The sequence below is a fragment of the Syntrophomonas erecta subsp. sporosyntropha genome (assembly GCF_055395365.1).
Genome location: NZ_AP042459.1, coordinates 790126 through 814401, shown reverse-complemented (window position 1 = coordinate 814401; position 24276 = coordinate 790126). Strand labels below are relative to the sequence as shown.

The 24276-nt window shown below is 40.0% G+C and carries 15 protein-coding genes and 1 other annotated feature (1 of these 16 only partly in view); of the genes, 12 read left to right on the top strand and 3 right to left on the bottom strand.

The genetic code is table 11. From position 1 onward, the window contains the following. The first annotated feature begins 7 nt into the window (after positions 1-7). From brxC to ACZ5Q0_RS03735, 12 genes are all read left to right on the top strand, one after another. On the top strand, positions 8-3598 hold the full coding sequence (gene brxC, locus ACZ5Q0_RS03790; RefSeq protein WP_446819281.1) for a BREX system P-loop protein BrxC: 3591 nt from the start codon (positions 8-10) through the stop codon (positions 3596-3598). A gap of 14 nt (positions 3599-3612) precedes the next feature. Then, positions 3613-7260, top strand: coding sequence for a BREX-1 system adenine-specific DNA-methyltransferase PglX (gene pglX / locus ACZ5Q0_RS03785; protein WP_447182722.1), 3648 nt, complete (start codon positions 3613-3615; stop codon positions 7258-7260). Between the two features lie 20 nt (positions 7261-7280). Beyond that, positions 7281-9803, top strand: a complete 2523-nt coding sequence (gene pglZ / locus ACZ5Q0_RS03780; protein ID WP_446819284.1) for a BREX-1 system phosphatase PglZ type A — start codon at positions 7281-7283, stop codon at positions 9801-9803. A 12-nt stretch (positions 9804-9815) separates the two neighbouring features. Next, positions 9816-11870, top strand: coding sequence for a protease Lon-related BREX system protein BrxL (brxL, locus tag ACZ5Q0_RS03775; protein ID WP_446819285.1), 2055 nt, complete (start codon positions 9816-9818; stop codon positions 11868-11870). 147 nt (positions 11871-12017) lie between these two features. Continuing rightward, positions 12018-12365 (top strand): four-helix bundle copper-binding protein, encoded by a 348-nt coding sequence (locus tag ACZ5Q0_RS03770; RefSeq protein ID WP_446819286.1) that lies wholly within the window; start codon positions 12018-12020, stop codon positions 12363-12365. A gap of 247 nt (positions 12366-12612) precedes the next feature. Then, on the top strand, positions 12613-12765 hold the full coding sequence (locus tag ACZ5Q0_RS03765; protein WP_464827255.1) for a hypothetical protein: 153 nt from the start codon (positions 12613-12615) through the stop codon (positions 12763-12765). A 221-nt stretch (positions 12766-12986) separates the two neighbouring features. Then, the gene (locus tag ACZ5Q0_RS03760; RefSeq protein ID WP_447182721.1) at positions 12987-14504 is read left to right on the top strand and encodes a type I restriction-modification system subunit M; all 1518 of its coding nucleotides are present in this window, start codon (positions 12987-12989) and stop codon (positions 14502-14504) included. Between the two features lies 1 nt (position 14505). Continuing rightward, positions 14506-14766, top strand: coding sequence for a restriction endonuclease subunit S domain-containing protein (locus ACZ5Q0_RS03755; protein ID WP_447182720.1), 261 nt, complete (start codon positions 14506-14508; stop codon positions 14764-14766). After that, positions 14709-15764, top strand: coding sequence for a restriction endonuclease subunit S (locus ACZ5Q0_RS03750; protein WP_447182864.1), 1056 nt, complete (start codon positions 14709-14711; stop codon positions 15762-15764). Before ACZ5Q0_RS03755 ends, ACZ5Q0_RS03750 begins: the two co-directional genes overlap by 58 nt. Before the next feature lie 14 nt (positions 15765-15778). Beyond that, positions 15779-18934 (top strand): type I restriction endonuclease subunit R, encoded by a 3156-nt coding sequence (locus ACZ5Q0_RS03745; protein WP_447182719.1) that lies wholly within the window; start codon positions 15779-15781, stop codon positions 18932-18934. A gap of 10 nt (positions 18935-18944) precedes the next feature. Beyond that, on the top strand, positions 18945-19658 hold the full coding sequence (locus tag ACZ5Q0_RS03740) for a M48 family metallopeptidase (RefSeq protein WP_446819291.1): 714 nt from the start codon (positions 18945-18947) through the stop codon (positions 19656-19658). A 129-nt stretch (positions 19659-19787) separates the two neighbouring features. Then, entirely contained in the window at positions 19788-21074 is a 1287-nt protein-coding gene (locus ACZ5Q0_RS03735; RefSeq protein WP_446819292.1) for a DUF4830 domain-containing protein, read from the top strand. An 88-nt stretch (positions 21075-21162) separates the two neighbouring features. Here the strand turns inward: ACZ5Q0_RS03735 and ACZ5Q0_RS03730 are convergent, their stop codons facing one another. From ACZ5Q0_RS03730 to ACZ5Q0_RS03720, 3 genes are read right to left on the bottom strand one after another with little or no spacing between them, the layout of a single operon-like run. After that, positions 21163-21957 carry an ABC transporter ATP-binding protein gene (locus tag ACZ5Q0_RS03730; protein WP_446819294.1) on the bottom strand — a complete coding sequence of 265 codons (795 nt, stop codon included), beginning with the start codon at positions 21955-21957 and terminating at the stop codon, positions 21163-21165. Next, positions 21957-22871 carry an ABC transporter permease gene (locus ACZ5Q0_RS03725; RefSeq protein ID WP_446819295.1) on the bottom strand — a complete coding sequence of 305 codons (915 nt, stop codon included), beginning with the start codon at positions 22869-22871 and terminating at the stop codon, positions 21957-21959. Before ACZ5Q0_RS03725 ends, ACZ5Q0_RS03730 begins: the two co-directional genes overlap by 1 nt. A gap of 24 nt (positions 22872-22895) precedes the next feature. Continuing rightward, a complete protein-coding gene (locus ACZ5Q0_RS03720) occupies positions 22896-23906 on the bottom strand; it encodes an ABC transporter substrate binding protein (RefSeq protein WP_446819296.1) in 1011 nt (336 codons plus the stop codon). Between the two features lie 118 nt (positions 23907-24024). Beyond that, positions 24025-24276 (bottom strand) — a binding site (T-box leader); it runs 5 nt beyond the window's last position.

Here is a 24276-nt window from a genome sequence, read left to right as displayed (position 1 = left end):
GTGAGCAATGATTATCAAAGATATGTTTGCAAAACCGATTGATCGGGATATTAAAGGCGTTATCAAAGTTGGTCAGGGTGATGAAACAAATATCCGGCAGGAGCTTGAAGAATACGTTGTTACAAGAGAGCTGCAAAAACATTTTGCAGACTTTTTTGGAAGCTACAAGAAAGGAATAATTGGCGATACCGATAAAATGGGCGTTTGGATATCTGGTTTTTTTGGTAGTGGTAAATCTCACTTTCTGAAAATTCTTTCCTACCTGCTTGGTAATGTTGAAGTGGATGGGAAAAAAGCAATTGACTATTTTGTTGAAGACAATAAAATCATTGATCCAATGGTACTAGCTGACATGAAGCTAGCTACTGGTGTACCTACCGATGTTATCCTATTTAATATTGATTCCAAAAGCGAAATGACCGGCAAACAATCCAAGGATGCGATCGTCTCTGTTTTTCTGAAAGTATTCAATGAAATGCAGGGATTTTGTGGTTCTGTTCCTTTTCTAGCTGATCTGGAAAGACAACTTGTTGAAAAAGGTCGTTATGCTGAATTCAAAGGATTGTTTGAAGAACAATTGGGGAAACCGTGGGAAGAATCCCGGCGTAAATTTTATTTCATTCAGGACAGTATTGTTGATGTTCTTAATAAAATGGGGTTCATGAGTGAGGCAGCCGCCCGTAACTGGTGCGAAAAAGCAACTGAACCTTATAATATCAGTATTGAAAACTTTGCCCGGTTGGTAAAGGAATATCTTAGCCATAAAGATGATAACTATCATATTGTTTTTCTGGTGGATGAGATCGGTCAATACATAGGTGATGATTCCAAATTAATGCTTGATCTGCAAACCGTAACTGAGGATTTGGGTACGGCTTGTCATGGTAAGGTCTGGATCGTTGTGACCAGCCAGCAGGATATTGATTCTATAACAAAGATCAAAGGCAATGATTTCTCGAAAATTCAGGGGCGTTTTGATACCCGTCTCTCTCTTTCCTCAGCTAACGTCGATGAGGTTATTAAGAAGAGAATTCTGGATAAAAACATGACTGCTGAACAAACCCTTAGGCTGCTCTATGAACAGAAGTCTACTATTATCAAAAACCTGATTGTATTTAATGATGGCGTAGAGAAAAAACTGTATGCTGATGACAGTGAATTTGCTGCCGTTTATCCTTTTGTACCTTATCAGTTTAACCTGCTGGGCAGTGTCCTGACTTCCATCAGAACTCATGGAGCGTCAGGTAAGCATCTGTCAGAGGGTGAACGTTCCATGATTGCTTTGTTCAAGGAATCAGCAGTAAAACTGATGGAGTGTCCTGTTGGTACGCTTATTCCATTCAATGTGTTCTATGATGCCCTGCACCAGTTCCTGGATCACAGCCATAAGGGTGTGATAAGCCGCGCTATGGACAACAGCTATATAAATCCTGATAAACTTGAAGAGTGTTTTGCCGTTAACGTTTTGAAAACACTGTTTATGATTAAGTACGTCAAAGAGATAACGGCTAACATCGAAAATATTACAAGTCTAATGATCTCCGATCTTGATACCGACAGAATAGAACTAAAAAAGCAGGTTGAAGAAGCTCTGAAAATACTTGCCCGTCAAATGTTAGTTCAGAAGAATGGTGATATCTATGTGTTCCTGACCGATGAGGAACAGGAAATCAATCGGGAAATAGACAGCCAGAATGTTGAGATGGCCGAGATAATAAATAAGGTTTCCGAGCTTATTTTTGAAGATATTTTCAGTGATAAAAAATACCGATATCCATCGTTTAATGGAAGGTATAGCTTTGCTTTTAATCAGATTGTGGATGATCGTCCCTATAGGGCAAATCAAAGCCACGATATTGGTGTAAAGGTACTTACCCCGTACTCTGAATATGGCTCCGAAGATACCACTTTGCGAATGATATCAGGTCAGAGCAAGGAAGTTCTTGTGGTACTACCTGATGATTCTGCTTTTTTGGATGAAATTAGAAGTGCATTAAAAATCGAAAAATACCTGCGACTGACTACATCAAGCAGGGTAATGAAATTCGAGCAGATTAAAGAAGCCAAACGTGCAGAGATGAGGGAACGGAATAGCAATGCCAAGCTTTTTCTTATTGAATCTATGAAAAATGCAGATATCTATGTAAATGGCGATAAAGCCCAGATCGGTACAAAGGATGTGGCCGCTAGAATCAATGATGCCCTTGGCCGTTTAGTTTCTACTGTATACCATAAGCTGCCTTATATTGATACAGCCATGAGCGAAGCTAATATACGGGCAATGTTCAAGACCTCAAATCAGCAGACTCTTACGCTGGAAGGCGGTACAGAACCGAATATCCATGCACTTAATGATATGTTGAGTTTTATTTCTGCTAATTCTGCCATGCACATTAAAACTTCCATGAAAAGCCTGATGGATCGCTTTATGAAAGCACCTTATGGTTTCGTGGAAGATGATGTGGAATGGCTCGTTGCCAAACTATTCAAGAACGGCGATATTTCCTTTACTGTTAATGGCAGCAGTGTTACCCTACTTAATAAATCTGAGGATGAAATTATTCGTTATATTACCAAAAAAGAATTTGTTGAGAAACTTTTGACCGAAAAGCGTGAAAAGGCCAATGAAACCCAGAAGAAAGCTGCTCGTGAGGTCATGAAGGAATTATTTGATGTTTCCAGCGTTAATGACGATGATGATTCCATGATGCGTTCATTCCAAACATACAGTCAGAACGTAATCAACGAACTTGAGAAATACGAAATAATGTATAAGAACCAACCTCTGCCTGGCAAAAAGACGGTTTCAGAAGGTAAGAACTTGCTTCGAGCGATAACTCAAATTCAATCTCCAATGGAATTCTTTAAAAAAGTTAATTCTGATAGAGACGATTACCTAGATTTTGCTGAGGATTATGAACCTATAAAGTCATTTTTTGCCGGTGAACAGAAGATTATCTTTGAACGTGCCCTGCGTTTAATGAAGACTTATGATGAAAGCAAAACTTTCATTGTGGATGAAAAAGTTGAAGAATACGTTGCTTCTATAAAGGCTATTTTGAAAAAGCATTCTCCATATAGTGAGATCCCTAAACTGCCTGAACTAATCGATAAATTCACCGATGCTTATATGCGTGTTTTATCTAATATGGAAGCTCCTGTACTTGCAGCTATTGATGATGCAAAAGCCAGAGTATTTGAAGTCCTTAACACTAAGCCATATAAATCTGAGCTAAATGATCGTTATACTAAACTGTTTGCTGAAATTTATGATAAGGCGAATCATTGCAATAATGTAGCCACATTGCAGAATATCAAAGTTGAAGCAGATGCTTTAAAAGTTAGACTCCTCAATGAAATATCAAAAAAGGATGAGAAGATAGCTGAGGGATGGGTTCCTCACGGAGGCAGGGGTACAACAGAGCGAAAACCTCAACCTAAGATTAAGAAAAGAAAAAATATTAGTATCAAGACTATTAATCTGTCTACCTCGTGGCAAATTGAGACAGTACAGGATGTTGACAAGTATATAGTTACTCTAAGAGAGCGAATTCTTAAAGAGCTAGATGAGGATACCATTGTCAATATTGAGTTCTAAAGGAGAAACCGCAGATGAATAAAACAGCAATTAAAAACTTTGCAATATGGGCAAGAAATAAGCTTATTGCAGATATTACATATAAAGCAGGACTGCTGGGTATTACGGATAAGGAAATAAAAAGCCCACTTCCACAGTCAACAAAGGATGTCCAGTTTTTTGATATTGGTACCAAAGAACCTTATTCAATCACTGGAGTAGAGATCGAGCAGCGCAGGAAACTGGTGGAGACTATTCAACAAAAGGAGAGACAGTCTGATTATAACACTGCCTATAAAGGCGTTATTGAAGAGGTTGCTTATACATGGTTTAACCGTCTGATTGCCGTGCGCTTCATGGAGGTTAACGACTACCTTCCATCCCGCGTGCGAGTACTTTCTTCTGAGAGCAGCACGAAGATTGAACCCGATTTGGTAACTTCACCTTTTGACGCTGATTTGGACTATACTCCTTATGAAAAAGATCGTATCATGCAGCTAAAAAATGATAATCAATTGGATGAGTTGTTCCGTATGCTCTTTATAAAACAGTGCAACGCATTGAATGCTATTTTGCCGGAATTATTTGAGAAAACTAACGACTATACTGAATTACTGATGAATGTGTCATTTACGGACAAGGATGGTGTGGTCTACCATCTGGTGCATGATATTCCAGAGGATGACTTTAATATAGAAAAAGAAGGGCAGGTTGAGATTATTGGCTGGCTGTACCAGTATTACAATACTGAACCGAAGGATGAAACTTTCGCCCTACTGAAAAAGAATGTAAAGATTACCAAGGAGCGTATTCCGGCTGCTACTCAGTTGTTTACACCACATTGGATTGTGCGCTATATGGTGGAGAACAGCCTTGGCCGTCTTTGGCTCGAAGGTCATCCAAATGGTACTCTTAAATCTGAGTGGAAATATTATCTGGATGAAGCCGAACAGGAACCGGAGGTTCAGGCTCAACTGGATACAATAAGAGAAGAATATAAGAATATTAAGCCAGAAAATATTAAGATTATTGATCCCTGTATGGGAAGTGGTCATATCCTCGTGTATGCTTTTGATGTTTTGATGCAAATATATGAGAGCTATGGCTATAACCAACGTGATGCAGCAAAGAGCATTATGGAAAATAACCTCTATGGATTAGATATTGATAACCGCGCATATCAGCTTGCTTATTTTGCCATAATGATGAAGGCTAGGCAGTATAATCGGCGTATTTTAAATGACGAAATTACCATCCATGTCTATGCTATTCAGGAGAGCAATGACGTAAATCGTGGTCATTTGAAATACTTCGGTGCAGGTATGGATGAGATGGAGCTTAATACTGCAAGGCTTCAAATGCAGAGTCTGCTGGATACATTTACCGACGCCAAGGAATACGGCTCTATTCTAAACATAGAGAACTATAACTGGAAGCTGCTCTACCAGTTCGTTGAAATCTTGGATATGACCGGCCAGATGACGCTGGATACTGTTGGTATTGATAATACCAAAAAACAATTACGCTTATTGGTGGAAACTGGTATGACTATGGCACAGAAATATGATGTTGTTGTAACCAACCCACCGTATATGGGCAGTAGTGGTATGGGAGTAAAGTTATCTGATTTTGTGAAAAAGAACTATCCTGATAGCAAGAGTGATTTGTTTGCGGTATTTATTGAACGCTGCGGTCAGATGACAAAGAAGAACTGCTATCAAGCGATGATTACACAGCATGCCTGGATGTTCTTGTCCAGTTTTGAAAAACTGCGCAAGAAGATTTTACTAAAAGAAATTGTAAACATGGCTCACCTTGGTGCACGAGCATTTGAAGAGATCGGCGGTGAAGTAGTGCAAACCACCAGCTTCGTGCTTCGAAGCAGTTGTTTAAATGATTACCAGGGTAGCTATACCCGTCTAGTGGACTACGGTAGCCAGCAGGAAAAAGAATCTACCTTTCTTGCCAAAAAGAACATCTATACTGCTAAACAAGAAAATTTCTCAAAAATCCCTGGTATGCCTATTGCTTATTGGATGAGTAAAAATTGGATAACCTTGTTTGAAAAACAAATATCTATTGAAACGTATATGAACTTAAAAAAGGGAATGAGCACCGGTGATAATGAAAGGTTTATAAAATATTGGTATGAACCAAGTATAACTAAAGTTGGTCGTGCTCTATCATCTGAAGAAGCAAAAGGTTCATCATATACATGGTTTCCAATAAACAGCGGAGGACCTTATAGGAAATGGTTTGGAAATAATTATTATGTAACTAATTGGGCCAATGATGGAGAAAAAATGAAAGCAAACGCGGTGAAATTAAACCATGGTGCCCATTGGTCAAGATACATTGTTAATGTTGATAAATTCTTTGTTCCCGGAATAACTTGGTCTGCAATTACTTCAAATAAAATAGGAGTTAGAGCGTTTGGTAATGGTTTTTTATTTTCAAGTGCAAGTATGTGTGGTTTTGGTGAAAAGCAAGAGTTTGTCCTTTCATTGTTAAACAGTAATGTGGCGATGCAGATATTAACTGTATTAGCACCAACAATAAACTTTGGTCCCGAACAAGTTAAGAAAATACCATGCATCATAGATAAAGAATCTATTATTGTCGAAATAGTCAATCAAAATATAAATATATCAAAGATTGATTGGGATAACTTCGAAACAAGCTGGGATTTTGTGAGGCATCCATTACTTATCTATAAGACAAATGGTTTAATCAGAGATGCCTTTATGTATTGGTCTAGGTTTACAGAAAAACAATTTGTCCGACTTAAAGCCAATGAAGAAGAATTAAATCGCATCTTTATTGATATCTATGGCTTACAGGATGAGCTAACCCCCGAAGTTGATGATAAGGATGTCACTGTTGCCCGGATTTATGATTCAAAGGAAGATATCCCTGAAAGCATGAAGGGAAATAATTATGTACTTACCAAAAGTGATGTAATTAAGTCTTTCATTTCCTATGCCGTTGGTTGTATGTTTGGTCGTTATAGCCTTGATGTAGAGGGACTTGTTTATGCTGGTGGGGATTGGGATGATAGCAAATACGACACATTTATTCCGGACAAAGATAATATACTTCCTATTACTGATGAGGAGTACTTTGAGGATGATGTAGGTTTGTTCTGCGCTTTCTTAAAAAAGACTTTTGGAACAGAAACCTTAGAAGAAAATCTTGATTTTATTGCAAAGGCTTTGGGCAATAAAGGCAATAGTTCACGAGAAATTATCCGCAATTATTTTTTAAAAGATTTCTTCAAAGATCACTGCAAGATTTATAAGAAGAGGCCAATATACTGGCTATTTGACAGTGGTAAAGCAGATGGGTTTAAAGCTCTGATATATATGCACAGATATAATGAAGATACCATCGGAAACTTACGTATTGATTATCTTCACCGGATGCAGCGGGTTTATGAAAGTGAGATTTCTAGAATGCAGGAAACCATTGAGAACAGCACCAATGCTCGTGAGGTGACTGCCGCCCAAAAACGCAAGGAAAAGCTAACAAAGCAATTGAAAGAAACTAAGGACTATGATGAGAAAATCGCTCACCTCGCCCTTGCACGTATTGCTATTGATTTAGACGATGGCGTGAAAGTCAATTACGAAAAAGTTCAGACTGGTACCGATGGCAAAAAACTTAAAGTTTTGGCAAAAATCTAGTATGGAAAGGAGGGGGCACAGTGGTTGAACTAAATTTAAAACAAATAACGGATAAGCTCAATGTGGAATTTAACGGAGAAACACGTAAGCTGGTCTTCTGGTACGATGATAAAGCAGAGTTTGCAGAAGATATAGATACATTAGTACTGGTCAATGCCAAGGTTTATCACCTAGAGCCAGATAACCAGTTTTATACTAAATACTTTCTTGAAAAACAGGATTGTACGACCAACTATCTGATCTATGCCCCTTTTCCGAAGCCTGCGGTGCGGGACAATCATCTGGAGGATACGCTGCTTTATTCCAAACAGTTCTTTGCGGATCGTGCATCCTTGCTTATGGTTGACCTTGGAATTGACGCCAAGTATAAACCGGTCATTCAAAAATATATCAAGTTTTTCCGGGCAAAGGATAGAACCCAACGGTTTTATAATCTGGAGATTGAAAAATTCACCAGAGATACCATTGAGATTGCCTTAATGAGTGCACTATGTAAAACAAGGATAGCTTCTTTTGAGGAAATTGTTCGTGTCATCCTAACCGATGGTGAGCTGGAAGATAATAAATTCCTCAATGAATTTGATAAGTACGATCTGCTTCCTGCTTTTTGGCGGTTTTGTGAGCAACAATTCGGTTATAACGATATGAAGCCCACCCTTGAAAAGTTGGTGATTACTCTCTTTATAACTTATACAGAGCGGTCTATACAAGGGGAAGTGCCGGAAGCATGGAAAAGCTTTGTATCCTATAAGCCCGGCAGTATAATTGCTTTCCTGGATAACCTGATGAATAACGTGTTTTACCGCGAGCGATTTAATGAACTATCTGCTCATGCAGCGGTGAGACTCAATGCCTTTGCCGCCCTGGAAACTTATGAACCAGAAGCATTGTTGAACTGTGATACCTTTGCAGTAGTTGACCGCTTTATTATTGGTTGGGTCAGAGAACGTCTAATGGCTGAGGATACCGGAGCAAATCTGGAAGGTATAACCATCCCTGAAGTGTGTCAGAAGCGAAAAAAAATGCACTTTGGCAAAGACTATCAGGAGCAGTATCAGTTGCTAGAAAATGCCTATCATCTGATTCAAGCTGCCAAATACAACTGTCCGGATGACTTCAAGGAAATTGTAGATCAATACCGTTCCTCTGATTGCCTGATTGATACCGCTTATCGGAATTTCTATTACTGGTTTGACCAACTCACGGACAATGTTGCTTTTGAGCATTTGCGTGATCTGGTAGAGAACATTTATACCAATGAATATCTGTCTAAACTAATTACAAAGTGGAACACCAGTCTTATCAGCGAGGAAGCAATGACCGTGTTGCCTTTACAACGGTATTTCTATTCACGATATATCCGTAGCTGCAAGGAGCGAGTAGTTGTCATTATTTCCGATGCCATGCGTTATGAGATTGGTCGTTCTTTATGGGCAAAATTACAGGATGATGCTAAATGTTCAGCCAAGCTGGAAGCTATGCTCAGTGTACTACCCTCCTATACAAGACTTGGTATGGCCGCATTACTGCCGCACAAGTCTTTGGAGATGACCGCTGATTTCTGTGTGCTGACAGATGGATCAGTGTGCGATGATTTGAAACAGCGGGAAGTAATTCTTCAAAATTATAACCCCAGCAGTCGCTGTGTACAGTTTGATGATATAAAGGCGATGAAGCGGACTGCGATCCGTCAGGTGTTTGCTGGTATGGATGTTATTTACATATACCATAATCAGATAGATGCCCGTGGCGATAAGCTCAATACAGAAAATGAGGTATTTATTGCCTGTGAGGAAGCAATAAATGAAATCCATGATCTCATTAAACGGTTGACCGATCATGTTAGTGCTACCCATTACATTGTGACTGCCGATCATGGCTTTATCTATAAACGGGATAAGCTCCAAGAGAGTGACAAAATTACTAATGTTGCTGAAAAAGGTGCTTTTGTTAATCGCCGCTTTATTGTATCGGATAAGGCTGTTGAGGACGATGGTATTTGTTCTATACCGATGGGCAGAATCCTGGGTAATGATGATAGTAAGATGGTTTCTTTCCCAATCAGTTCCAACGTATTCAAAGTGGCTGGTGGCGGTCAAAACTATGTGCATGGAGGTTCTTCTCCACAGGAAATGATTATACCAGTTATAGATATTAAGACTAAAAAAGGCCATAAGGCTACTCGTATTGTTCAGATTACACTAGTCAGCATGGTACAGAAGATTACTAACCTCATTACTACGCTGGAATTCATCCAGACCGAGCCGGTTAGCGATGTAGTCAAGGCAACCAGCTATAAGATTTTTTTCACTTCTGAGGATAATGAGAAAATCTCCAACGGGAACATATATGTAGCAGATCGGAGAGAGGCTGATCCGCAAAAGCGAATCTTCCGTCTGCGTTTCAATTTCAAAAACAAACAATATGATAAGTCAAAACGCTACTATCTGGTGGCATATGACGAAAAAAATGATTTAGAAATCCTACGTCATGCAGTAGTTATGGATGTTGCCTTCGCCAATGACTTTGGATTTAACGTATAAGGTGGTGATAATATGAAAGATTATCAGCAGGAAAATGAAATAGGGCTAATGGAAAAGCTGAAAATTTATTTTTCCGGAAAGATTGTCCGCAAGGACCTGACCAAGAAAATCAAGGAAGGTGCAAATGTACCGGTTTATGTGCTGGAATATCTCCTGGGAATGTACTGCTCTTCGATGAACGAAGAAGAAATAGAAGCTGGTGTACATAATGTAAAGCAGATTTTGGCTGAGAACTACGTGCGTCCGGATGAAGCGCAGAAAATAATCTCAAAGCTTCGTGAAAGAGGCAGTTATACCGTCATAGATAAAGTGTCTGTGAAGTTAAATTATAAAAGTGATATATATGAATCCGAGTTTTCCAACTTAGGGCTTAAAGGTGTTCCTATTGCAGAGAAGTATGTTTCTGACTTTGAGCGGCTTTTATGTGGCGGTATCTGGTGCATTGTCCAGATGGAATATTTCTATGATGAGGCAGATAAAAATCGCTCTCCATTTATTATTCATAAGCTTACACCGATACAGATGCCCAGTCTTGATCTTGATGAAGTTAAGGCTGCCAGAGCAAATTTTACCGAAGAGGAATGGATTGATCTGGTACTCAGAAGTACCGGAATGGAACCTTCTCAGTTTGATAAGCGGGAAAAATGGCTGCACTTAGCCAGACTGATTCCGCTGATTGAAAACAACTATAATCTTTGCGAACTTGGGCCGAGAGGTACAGGAAAATCTCATATTTATAAGGAGATTAGCCCAAACAGCATTCTGGTCTCCGGCGGTCAGACTACGGTTGCCAACCTGTTTTACAATATGAGCACTAAAACTATAGGTTTGGTGGGATTATGGGATTGTGTGGCCTTCGATGAAGTTGCTGGGATCAAGTTCAAGGATCAAGACGGCGTTCAGATTATGAAAGATTACATGGCTTCCGGTTCTTTCGCAAGGGGGAAGGAAGAAAAAAACGCTTATGCTTCAATGGTGTTTGTCGGCAATATTAATCAGAGTGTAGATGTAATTTTAAAGACTTCTCATTTATTTGAACCGTTCCCGGAAGCAATGGCATATGATACAGCTTTTTTGGATCGTATGCACTGCTACATCCCCGGCTGGGAAATTCCCAAATACCGGCCCGAATATTTTACTAATGATTATGGCTTTATTACAGACTATTTTTCTGAGATCATGCGAGAGCTGCGGAAAATTTCTTATGCAGATGCTTATGACCAATATTTTAAGCTAGGTAACAATCTGAACCAGCGTGATGTTATTGCAGTGAAAAAGACGGTATCCGGTCTAGTAAAGCTGATTTATCCAGACGGGCAGTTTACGAAGGAAAATATAGAAGAAATATTGCGGTTTGCACTGGAGATGCGACGCAGAGTAAAAGAGCAGCTGAAAAAGATTGGCGGCATGGAGTTTTATGACGTGAACTTTTCTTATATTGATAATGAGACCTTTAGTGAAGAATATGTAACTGTACCTGAACAGGGCGGTGGTAAGCTAATCCCGGAAGGTATAGGAAAGCCAGGTCATATCTATACTGTTTCTCATGGTAGATCTGGAATGATTGGCGTATATAAGCTGGAAACGCAGATGATTGCTGGTAGTGGTAAGTTCGAGAGAACCGGTATCGGTTCGGATCGTGAAGCAAAGGAAGCGGTCGATACCGCTTACAGATATTTGAAAGCCAACGGGAGAAATATTAGTGCTTCCATCAGCACTACCACCAAAGATTATCTTATGCACGTTCAAGATCTAAATGGTATAGGGATGACCAAGCATCTAACCTTGCCGGCTGTTGTAGCAATATGCTCTGTTGCTCTAAATAAACCGACTTTAAGCAGTGTTGTAGTTCTAGGTGATTTAAGTATTGGCGGCACGATTATCAAGGTTAATGAACTTGCCAATACCTTACAGGTTTGCCTGGACAGTGGTGCTAAAAAAATCCTGATTCCAATTACATCAGCAGCTGATTTAGGTACTGTACCGTCGGAACTGATTGGTTGCTTTAATATTATCTTCTACCAGAGCGCTGAAGACGCTGTGTATAAGGCACTTGGTGTGGAATAACAGTCCGAGGCAGAAAATTTCCCTATACCCGTTAATTTACTTCCAATCGGAACGATCTTGTAAATTGTGCATACCTTTCACATAAATTCTTTGTTCATCGGGCAAAATAAATGGTGGTTGATATATGAATATAAAGGAGGATGACTAATGCCAACTGTGGAAACTTCAGTTGCCCGGTATCAGGCTTGTATTGATGCCTGCACCAAATGCTTACAGGTATGCAACGAATGCTTTAATTCCTGCTTGCAGGAACCCGATGCAAAAGCCAGGGCGAACTGCATCAAAATGCTTAGACTATGTGCAGATGTATGTAACCTGGCTGTTCAGGCCATGACCATGAATCATACAGAGGCCAAATATATTTGTAATGTATGCAGGACTATTTGTGATGCCTGCGCCACAGAATGCATGATGTTTAAAGACCAACATTGTCAAAAATGTGCCCAAGTTTGCCATGAATGTGCAAATGAATGTGCCAGAATGACCCAAATGTAAAAGTAAAATTATTAATGAAAAACGGAAAAACGGAAGAATAAAACCATCTCTATAGATCCACCATTAGAGATGGTTTTTATAGTGCGAGTATTGCTGCCGAGGTTACTATTGAATAAGAGGATATTCTTTTGGTCTATACAAAGCAGATTAAAAGAATATCCTCTTATTTTTTGGGTGATATAACCAATGACGGGGCCAGGTCGGCTATAACAAGATGGGATTTTTCCAAAGACGTTTGCCAAAAGCAGTGTTAAGGACGTGGATTCACGGGTTGGTAATAAGGGGTCATGCCCTGGGACACTCTCAAAGACAAGGCCGAATGCTGGGCCGGTTAGCTAAAGTGATCACTATGGTTGATGTAAAAGGAGCCGCAATGAACCTGTCTACTGCATTATGCTAAAATATAAGACAATAACTAAAATCGGATTTATTTGGATACCGCTATACCCGAAAGGTATAAAATTTCCAAACCTTAATTCAGTATGTTGGCGCATGAATAACCCTGCCATGAAAAACAAACTAGCTTGGTTTAATTAAAATAGAAAGCGTGGTAGGGGCAATTACTTGGTCCTTTTAGGATGCAAAGAAACATTTATTCTGGATAGTATGGAGCGTGAGATAATGGAGAAATTGACTCTGCAACAGCTGGAATCAATCCTGTGGAAGGCGGCGGATATCCTGCGGGGAGAGCTTAATGCAGCTGAATATAAGGATTACATTTTTGGTTTGTTATTTTTAAAATATATGAATGATAATTTTGCCGTAGAGAGAAGGAAGTTGTTTAAAGATTTTTCTTCTCAGGGTATAGATAATGATGAGGTAGAGGAACTGCTTAAAGCTTCTTCTATCTATGAGAATTTTTTTGTTCCTGAAAGAGCCCAGTGGGATAGTTTAAAAAACCTGACTTTAAATATTGGTCCTGAGATGGACAAGGCTTTTAAAGCGATAGAAGATGAGCCCAGAAACTCGGAGCTTATAGGTGTATTAACTACCGCCAATTACAATGATAAAGAAAAAGTATCAGATAAGAAGTTATCACAGCTTTTGATACTATTTGACTCAGTAAATCTGGCCAATGAGAACTTAGAGAATAATGATGTCCTGGGTGATGCTTATCAGTATTTGATAAAAACCTTTGCGGATGATGGTGGTGCCAAAGGGGGAGAATTTTATACTCCTTATGAAGTGAGAAAACTGCTGGTCAGACTGGTTAAGCCGGTTGAGGAAGATAGGATATATGATCCTACTGTCGGGTCGGGTGGTTTCCTTATAGAGAGTATCAAGTACATAGAGGAACAGGGTGGGAATCCCCACAATGTTTCGTTATTTGGGCAGGAAATAAACCTTAGCACCTGGGCAATATGCAAGATGAATATGCTTTTTCATAATGCCCGGGGTGCTGATATAAGAAAAGGTGATACTATACGTAATCCTATGCACCGGGAGGGGGGCGTTTTAAAAACCTTTGATAAGGTTCTGGCTAATCCTCCCTTCAGTCTAAAGAACTGGGGACAGGAAGAAGCCAAGGCTGATGCCTATAACAGGTTTCCATACGGAGTGCCGCCAAAATCATATGGTGATCTGGGTTTTGTATGTCACATGATAGCCAGTCTTAATGACAAAGGCAAAATGGGAACAGTAATCCCTCACGGGGTACTTTTCCGGGGTGGTGCCGAAGGGAAAATACGTAAAGGCTTTATAAAAGATGATTTAATTGAAGCCGTAATAGGTTTACCTGCCAATGTTTTCTACGGGACAGGTATTCCGGCTGCTTTATTAATTATTAATAAAAGTAAGCCTCAGGAGCGCAAAGGCAAAGTCCTGTTCATAGATGCTAGTCAGGGTTTTGTTAAGGACGGAAATAAGAACAAACTGCGGGATGAGGATGTAGAAAAGATTATACAGACTTTCGATGAATTTCAGGATGTAGATAAGTATGCTGAAGTAGCGGATATAGAGCCTATTAAGGAAAATGATTATAACCTGAACATAAGCAGGTATGTGGATACCACCGAAGAAGAAGAACCGGTGGATATACCTGCTGTAATAAAGGAGATACAGGAGTTGAAAGCCAGTTTTAAGGAGACAGAGAAGAAGCTGAATGGTTATTTGAAAGAACTAGGGTTTGAGGAGATATAGGGTGATAAGTGGTATGAGAGAAGGACATAAACATACTGAGTTAGGTATTATACCGGATAATTGGGGAATTTGCAGGTTTAAAGAAGTTGCTAAGATAAGTCAGGGTTTGCAGATCGCAATATCTGATAGGTATAAAGATTACAAAGAAAACAGATATGTGTATGTTACGGTACAGTACATAAATGACAGAGAAACCCTGAAAATATTTATTATATTGAATCCCCTAGCAAAAACGTTATTTGCTTCAAGGATGATATCTTAGTTTCTAGAACAGGAAATACAGGAATAATCGTTACTGGCATTGAGGGCGTATTTCATAATAACTTTTTTAAGGTGGATTTTAACAGATCATTACTGCTTAGGGACTATTTATTCTATTTTCTAAAGTCTCATCCAATACAAAAGCTCATAAAACAATATGCGGGGATTACAACAATTCCTGATTTAAACCATGGTGATTTTTATAGAATACCAGTACTTCTTCCCCCCCTCCCTGAGCAGAAGAAGATTGCTGAAATTCTCTCTACCGTTGATGAGCAGATTAAGCAGACCGATGCCCTTATAGAGAAGACCAAAGAACTTAAAAAAGGTCTCATGCAGCAGCTTCTGACTAAAGGTATAGGCCATACACGTTTTAAAAAGGCAGAATTTGGGGAGATTCCGGAGGAGTGGGAATTATTTAAAATTGGGGATATAGTAGATGTCATGATTGGGGGTACTCCCAGTAGGAAGGAACCTCGGTATTGGGATACTGCTAAAAAGACAAATAATATCTGGGTTTCTATAAAGGATTTAACATCGACTGGCAGATACGTTTCTGATAGTACAGAATATATTACTGATGTAGGCATAGCTAACTCAAATGTAAAGCTTATACCGGAAAAAACAGTTTTAATGAGTTTTAAATTAACCATAGGTAAAACAGCAATTACTAAGTGTTCACTATATACAAATGAAGCGATTGCTGCCTTTAAAATTAATGATTCACAAATAGTTGATTATTTATTTCTTTTTTATATTCTCCCCCATCTAACATACGATGCAGATACAGCTATAAAGGGTGCGACTTTAAACAAACAGAAGCTATTAGATGGTATAATACCATTACCTAATATTCAAGAGCAAAGAAATATAGCTTCCGTATTAATGTCAATTGATAATTGTTTGGATGAATACATTCAAATTAAAAACACCTTTCAACTTCTTAAACAAGGCCTCATGCAGAAACTCCTTACAGGCCAAATAAGGGTACAGGTGTAACAGGGGGTGAGAGAATGGCGTACCTGGGGAACGAAGAAACCCTGGTGGAGCTTCCGGCGATAGAATACATAACGGAAAAACTGAAATACGAATTCATTTATGGGGATAAGCTGACTCCTGAAGAGGGCGAAAGAGAGTCTTTTAATGATGTTATTCTGGTAGAAAGGCTTAGAAGATCGTTAAAGAAGTTAAATCCCTGGATGGATGAAGGTAATCTTAATAAAGGAGTACGTTTTCTTACCCGGGCAGATAGCCTGGGAACCAACCTGCTGGAGATTAATGAGAAGATATATGATGCCATAGTAAACCTCACCTATGCCCTGGAACAGGACCTTGATGGCAGTGGTCAGAAGAAGTTTCACACGGTTAAGTTTATTGACTGGGATAATCCAGATAACAATGATTTTCTGGTAACTAGACAGTTTAAGATACAGGGACCGAATGAGAAGGCTATTCCTGATATCGTTATATTCATTAATGGTATTCCGGTAGTGGTGATAGAATGTAAATCGCCATTTCTAGAGAAAAGTAAGAACGCTAAGATGGGCAAGCATGAAGCCTACATTCAGTTAAGACGCTATATGGATGCCAGGGATGATACTACTGTAGTCGAAGGAGTTCCCCGGCTTTTTTATACCAATTTTTTTACGGTAATACTTAATAAATACCATGCTTATACGGGAACGATAAGCTCTCAGTATGGTCATTACCTGGAATGGAAAGACCCTTATCCCTTTAAAATAAAGGACATAGCAGAAGTTGAAAACTGTGGGCAAAATATTCTTTTACAGGGGATGCTGGAGAAGAAGAACCTTTTGGATATTATGCAAAATTTCATTTTATATGAAACTGATAATGCCTCCAGTATCCGGGTAAAAAAGATCTGCCGCTACCAGCAGTACCGGGCAGCGAATAAAGCTCTGGAGCGATTGGTATCTGGCAGGGATTCCCGTTCCCGGGGTGGGGTAGTCTGGCATACTCAGGGTTCAGGCAAATCTTTAACTATGGTGTTCCTAGCCAGAAAAATAAGAAGAGTGCCGGAATTAGCTGATGCGACTATAGTTGTAGTCACTGACCGTATTGATCTGGATAAACAGATTTACCATACTTTTATGAGGACTTTATCAACTATAACTACTCCGATAAGGGCAGAAAGTGTTAAAGAGATGAAAGAGCTTCTCTCTAAAGCTCAGCCGCAGATTATCATGACTACTATACAGAAGTTTGAAAGTGAAAAGGAAGAAAATCAAGTTTTGTATGACAGCCGGCAGAAATCAGCTCTCCATTATGAAAAACCCTTCCCGGTTTTAACCACTAAATCTAATGTTATAGTCTTAGCAGATGAAGCCCACCGGAGCCAGTATAAGACTATGGCCATGAACATGAGAAATGCCTTACCTCATGCTGCCTTTATAGGTTTTACAGGTACGCCTATTGACCGGGAGGATAAATCAACCCCCCGGCAGTTTGGCGGTTATATTGATAAGTATTCTATTCAGCAGGCGGTAGAAGACGGGGCTACGGTACCTATTATCTATGAAGGAAGAAGGCCGGATTTACAGATAAAAGCCGATACCCTGGAGGAACTTTTTGAAGAGGCTTTTGAAGATAAGACTGAGGAAGAAAAAGAAGCTATTAAGCAGAAATATGCTAATAAACAGGCTATTGTGGAAGCGGAGGACAGGATAGATGATATAGCCCAGGATATTTTACAACACTACAAAAAACAAGTATATCCGGAAGGATTTAAAGCCCAGGTAGTATGTGTATCCCGGGAAGCCTGTGTGAAATACTATAATGCCTTGAACAAACATATGAATGATATTATTGGTGATGATCTGGAAGCCAGGATCATCTTTTCCAGTAACCTTAATGATGAACCCCACCTGAAAGAACATCATACCACCAAAGCGGAACAGGATAAAATTATAAACCGGTTTTTACAACCCTTATCTAGGGACAAGCTAGCTTTTCTTATTGTAAAAGATATGCTTTTAACGGGTTTTGATGCTCCGGTGGAACAGGTCATGTATATGGATAGACCTTTAAAAGAACATGCTCTGTTGCAGGCTATTGCCAGAGTCAACCGAATCTGTGGTGATAACAAAAAATGCGGTTATGTGGTAGATTATTATGGGGTTTCTAACTTCCTGGAGGAAGCCCTGGCCATATTTAATAAGGATGAATTGGGCAATCCTATGCGATCTATGGATGAAGTCTACCATCAGATGCTGACCTACCGGGAAGCCGTTATGGGCATATTTAAGGGTACGGATAAAAATGATCTTGATGCTCTGGTTAACAAAATTAAACCCGAGGACAAAAGAGCTGAATTTATGCTGGCCTATAAACGGTTTGCCACTTGTATGGAGCAGATTTTACCGAATTATGTGCCTATGGAAAACATTAATGATTTAAGATGGTTGTCATACATTAGAGCTGCTGCCAAGGCTAGATTTGAACCGGAAAAAGACCTGGATATTGCCGACTGCGGGCAGAAGGTTAAGGAAATCATCTCGGAGCACCTTGAGTCCCAGGGAGTAAAACAGTGGATAAAACCCCTTACCCTGTTTGATAAGGATTTTGCCGGAAAATTAAAAAGCCTTAAATCTGATGAAGCCCAGGCTTCGGCTATGGAACACGCTATCAAGCATGTAATTCATGTGAAAATAGATGAAAACCCCGTTTACTATACTAGCTTGCTGGAAAAACTGCAAAAAATATTAGATGAAACTAAAAACAACTGGATAGAGCGGAAAAAACGGCTGGAAGAGTTTATGAACCAGGAAGTTAAAAAAGGTGAAGAGGAAATGGCGCAGGCTCTGGGATTTACTAAAAAAGAAGAGTTTGCCTTTTTTGAAGTGGTGAAAAAGCATCTTCTGGAACCAGAGCAGTCTCCAGATGGCATAGTAGCCGAAGGAGGAACCGAGTACATAACCTTGGATATTATTGATCTAGCTAAGTCCATAGCTATGGATGTAGCAGGTGTTGTAAAGAAAAACTATGTGATTGACTGGACTACTAATCCTACTAAGACTCAGGATATAGAAAGAGCCATATTTTTAATGCTTAGTAAAAAATATTTCAAGCAGATAAAGTTAGATAAGAGAAAACAATTAGTTCAGCCCCTGCTTCAGCTAGCCAGGAAACACTATGCAGTAATAGATTAAGGAGAATAGGATGCAGCGGTCTTTTCAGTATGGGGATATCATTATAAAGTTTGATTTATCTTACAGCCGGCGAAAGAGTATTTCTATATCAGTTGAAGCACCGGGTAAGGTTAGTGTTGTGGCCCCCATGGGTTTATCTGAATATGAAACGATTAATATAGTTAAAAGCAAAGCCAGATGGATTATACAAAAGCTATATGAGGTCAGGGATGTAAAAACTGTCCCTATTAATAAGGATTTTGTTAATGGAGAATCTTTCCTGTACCTAGGTAGAAATTATTCTTTGCAGCTTAAGGTTGATACAACATTGAAAAAACCGGTTGTAAAGCTATACCAGGGTAAATTCATGGTAAATACCCCCACCCGGGATGAAGAGGCGATAAAGAAAGCTATGGAATCCTGGTATCGTAGTAAAGCCCGGGAGCAGATCGAAAAACGGCTTAAATTTTACCAGCCTAAAGTAGGGGTAAAACCTGCCCGGGTTATGATTAAAGATCAGAAAAAAAGGTGGGGAAGCTGTAGTTCTAAGGGTAATCTCAATTTTAATTGGCGGTCGGTGATGGCTCCTTCTCCGGTTCTGGATTATATTATCGTACATGAGCTCTGCCACCTGGTCCATCTTAATCATTCCCGTGAGTTTTGGAACCTGGTATCCGCCATACTTCCTGACTACGGGAACCGGAAGGACTGGTTGAGGAAAAATGGGGTGAGGTTGAAACTGTAACTCCTTGTTTGGCTGAACAGTTTACAAAAAGTTTCATATAAGTACGCTTAGCAATTATTCCATAAATCAAGCGCTTGTAGGTATACTACTATTAATAACCTATCAAATGGTTAAGGGAGGGGTAAGCAGTTGTATAGACGATGTTGGCTGTTTTTGTTAATTGCTGCCACATTTTTTTTAATAGGCTGTAATGAAGTATCTAATGTTCAAGTTTCGCCACCGGACCGGTCACCAGATAAACTACATAAAATTAGCGATATAATTAAGGATATTGCTGAAATTGAAATAATTTTCGATACTAGTGAACCTTATCAAGATGAGGCAGAACCTATAGTAATCAAAGATGAGAAGATGGTAAATGATATTATAACTATGATAAAGGCTAGTAAACCATTAAGAGATGAATATAAAATTAACCACATGAGTGGAATGGCCCATAAAAATAATAAGCTGATTATTACCGGAAAAAATGGGACCCAAAAGGAGATAGAGTTTGCTTATGATACGCTCTATGAAGTAGGGTATATGGAAGTTGAGGGGATAAGGATTGAGCCTGATTATGATTTTTTCAGATATATTGCAGATTTAAACGAATATACTAATCCTGATACCCGTATTGACCGGCAGGTAGTGCAGGTATTTGATGACTATAACTGGACAGTTGACTACAGAATAAATAGTTTAAATGAGAAATTACCAGATAATCTTAAACATAAGGCAGGAGAATATCCGGTAAAGGTATACTGGGCTTACAATAATGAACTTTCTAAACAAAGCGGGTTTGATTTTACTGATTATCTGGGCAAGGATGTAATGGTGGAGATTTACCGGCTGAGGGAACCACTGCCTGAATCTATGAAACCTCGGAGAGATGCGAGAGGAATTATTCTCAAATACAATGATCAGATTATAGGAGCATATATTGATGCTGGCCGGCATGATTCTTTTGCCTGTTCCCTCGATAGAAAGAGTTTAAGTGATATTACGGGTAGCCAATGGGACAGATGGATTGCAGATTATATTGATTATGAGGATGAATTAGAAACTAGGCTGTCCCAGATGGAACCTGAGGATGTTATCAGAGAGTATTACCAGGCATTAGACCGGCAGGATACAAAAATGGCCTGGGGATGTTTGACCAGGAGAAATTTATCTCAGCATTTATCCTCTAACTTGAATAATCAATATCTTTTCAATAAGGATGAGAATGTAGATTATAATCTTAAGAAGGCCAAGTTATTAGAAATAAAAGAGTTTCAGGCTGAACCTGACTGGTTAGGATACCAGGTAAATGTTGATTTTGATTTTAAACAACCAATAACAGCTGATGATGGAATAGCGCCCCGGTTTATTAAAATGAAGCAAGAGTCTGAAAAAAGCGGCTGGAGGATTGACGATATTGGTACCGGGCCATGATATTTAAGCCGTCCCCAAGTACTTTAGATAAGATACTGGGGGCGGCTTTTATTGGATTTAGGCCTTTGCTAATAATCTGGTACTATGGTTAGCTTAACAACAGTCTATCATTATCCAGTTCGGTACCGCTTTTTTTGCCGAATTGTTCGATTAGTCTTTCCACGGTCATTTCTTCCCGTTCTTTTCCCTGCAGATCCAGAATAATGCGGCCTTCATGCATCATGATGGTACGAGTGCCAAATTCTAAGGCAGCTTTCATGTTATGAGTAACCATAATGGTACATAGATTCTGTTCGGAAACTATCTGCCGGGTAAGCTCCAGGACTTTTTTAGCTATAGATGGGTCTAGGGCGGCAGTATGTTCATCGAGCAGGAGCAGTTTTGGTTTAACCAGGGTTGCCATTAGAAGTGTCAGGGCTTGCCGTTGCCCGCCGGAGAGCAGGCCCACTTTTTGCTTCATTCTATTTTCCAGATCCAGATCTAATAATGATAGGTGTTCCTGAAAACGCTTTATATCTTTTTTCTTTATACCTGGTCTTAATCCGTGAGGTTTACCTTTGGCATAGGCGATGGCCAGGTTTTCTTCAATGCTCATGTCATGGGCGGTGCCTTTAAGGGGATCCTGGAATACCCTGCCGATATAGCGGGAACGTTTGTGTTCAGGGCTATAGGAGATGTCTATGGAATCAAGCCGGATACTGCCGGCGTCGATTTCATAGACCCCGGCAATACAGTTTAACAGGGTAGTTTTACCAGCTCCATTACCACCGATAACAGTTACAAATTCGCCTTCTTGAAGGGATAGATTAATAGCTTGAAGGGCGGCTTTTTGGTTGCTAGTTCCGTGGCCAAATGTTTTGCTTAACCCGTTTATAAAAAGCATTAGATTTTTCCTCCTGCCCCTGGCTTTCTGGCTGCTGTTCTGATTTTATACCGGGCCAGTTTTTCTTTAATAACCGGCATGGATAATGCCAGTGCAACAATTACGGCGGAAACCAGTTTTAGGTCGGTAGGCGGCATACCCAGTTCCAGGGCTAATGTGATAACAAATCTGTAGAGCAGGGCCCCAAGAATGACGGCCATCAGCCTGCGTAGCAGGGAACGGGTTCCGAATATTACCTCGCCTATGATTACAGAGGCCAGACCGATGATTACCATGCCGACTCCCATGCTGATGTCAGCAAAAGATTGATACTGAGCAATTAATGCTCCGGAAAGGGCGACTAGTCCATTGGAAATGGCCAGGCCAATGAGTATGGTAGTATCGGTATTTACCCCCAGGGCCCTTACCATTTGAGGATTATCCCCTGTAGCCCGGAGGACAAAGCCTAATTTAGTCTTTAAAAATAAATACAAGAGCATGACTACGATTAACAGTACCACCGCAGGTATAATGAGCTGGCTGTAATCCTGTAGAGCTGTATTATCCAAAAGGCTGAACAAGGTAGTTTTGTTTAAGAGGGGAATATTGGCTCTGTTCTCCATGACTCGTAAATTTACAGAATAGAGTCCCAGCATTACCAGAATTCCCGCCAGCAGGGGTTGAATTTTTAATTTAGTATGGAGCAGGGCGGTAACCGATCCGGCCAGGCACCCTGCTATAAATGCTAATCCTATTCCTGCCAAGGGCTGATCTGTACTGCACATGGTAGCTGAAAAGGCTGCCCCCAGTACAAAACTGTTATCAACCGTTAAGTCAGGTATATTAAGTGTTCTAAAGGATAGAAAAACCCCTAAAGCCATGATGGCATATATGATTCCTAACTCCAAAGAGCCCTGTAACACCAGTAAGGTCATGGTAAGTAAACCCCTTTATATAGTTTAGTTTCCAAAGGTCTGTGCTGCTTCTTTTAATATATCATCAGGTATTGTAATGCCAATGGCCTGGGCAGTAGCAGTGTTAATATAAATATCTATATCAGTCATAGTTTTTACCGCCATATCGCCGGGGTTTTTGCCCTTTAAAATTTCAACGGCCATGTGAGCAGTTTCCTGACCCAGCACCGGATAGTTGATTCCATAGGTGGCTAGACCGCCGTCTTTTACCATAGAGTCAGCCCCTACATAGACGGGGATTTTGGCTTTATTGGCTACCTGGGATACTACCGGCATGGCGGAAGCAATAGTATTATCAATAGGGGAAAAGATGGTATCCACCTTACTAGTCAGAGAAGTAGCCGCCTGTTGTACTTCAGATGAATTGGTTACGGTAGCCTCCACAACGGTTAGTCCATTATTTTTAGCATATTCTTTTAGGTTGTTTATTACCGATATGGAATTGGTTTCGCTGGAATTATATAGCGCACCGATAGTTTTAATGTTAGGGGTAATACGTTGGGCCAATTCCATGATTTTTTCCGCAGATACAGCGTCTGAGGTGCCGGTTACATTGCCCCCGGGTTTCTCCATGTTCCTTACCAGACCAGCTTCCAGAGGGTCAGTACAGGCGGAAAACAAGACGGGTATATCTTTAGTTTCACCAACGGCTGCCTGGGCTGATGGAGTGGCTATGGCTACGATAAGATCGTATTGGTTATTGACAAACTTTTGACAGATGGTCTTAAGATTAGTCTGATCGCCTTGGGCGTTTTGATAGTCGATAATAATGTTATCACCGTCCTGGTAGCCCTTCTCGGCTAACTCGTTAACAAAAGACTCCCTGATAGTATTAAGGGACGGATGCTCAACAATCTGCACAATACCAATTTTCAGCTTTCCCTCCTGGTCAGCATTAGCGTCTTGAGGGGTTTTATTTGCCCCGCATCCCGACACTAAACTAAACAACAGCATCGATACACATACCAGAATTGCTACCCGTACCAACTTTTTCATGATCTATTCCTCCCTATAAATAATTTAATATGGGGGGCTGAACATCTGCAATAAATATTCATCCACTATTATGAATAGGCCAGGATTGGTACCGGAAGAACAAAAAACACCTGCCCTAATAAAGGACAGGTGTTAGAACCTGCGGTACCACCTTAATTGATGCACAAATATAATGCATCCTCTCTTGTAGAGTGCCAACACACCCCCTGCCCGTTAACGCTGGCATTGCGTCAGAAGCTACTAGAGATCATAAACGATCTTTTTCACTCTGCCCTCCGAGGTCCATTTGTCCACTCCATGACCTGCCGGTATTCCACCCTCTCCGGCTCTCTGTATGGCTGGGTTGTGGTTTTACTTCCTCTTCAACAGT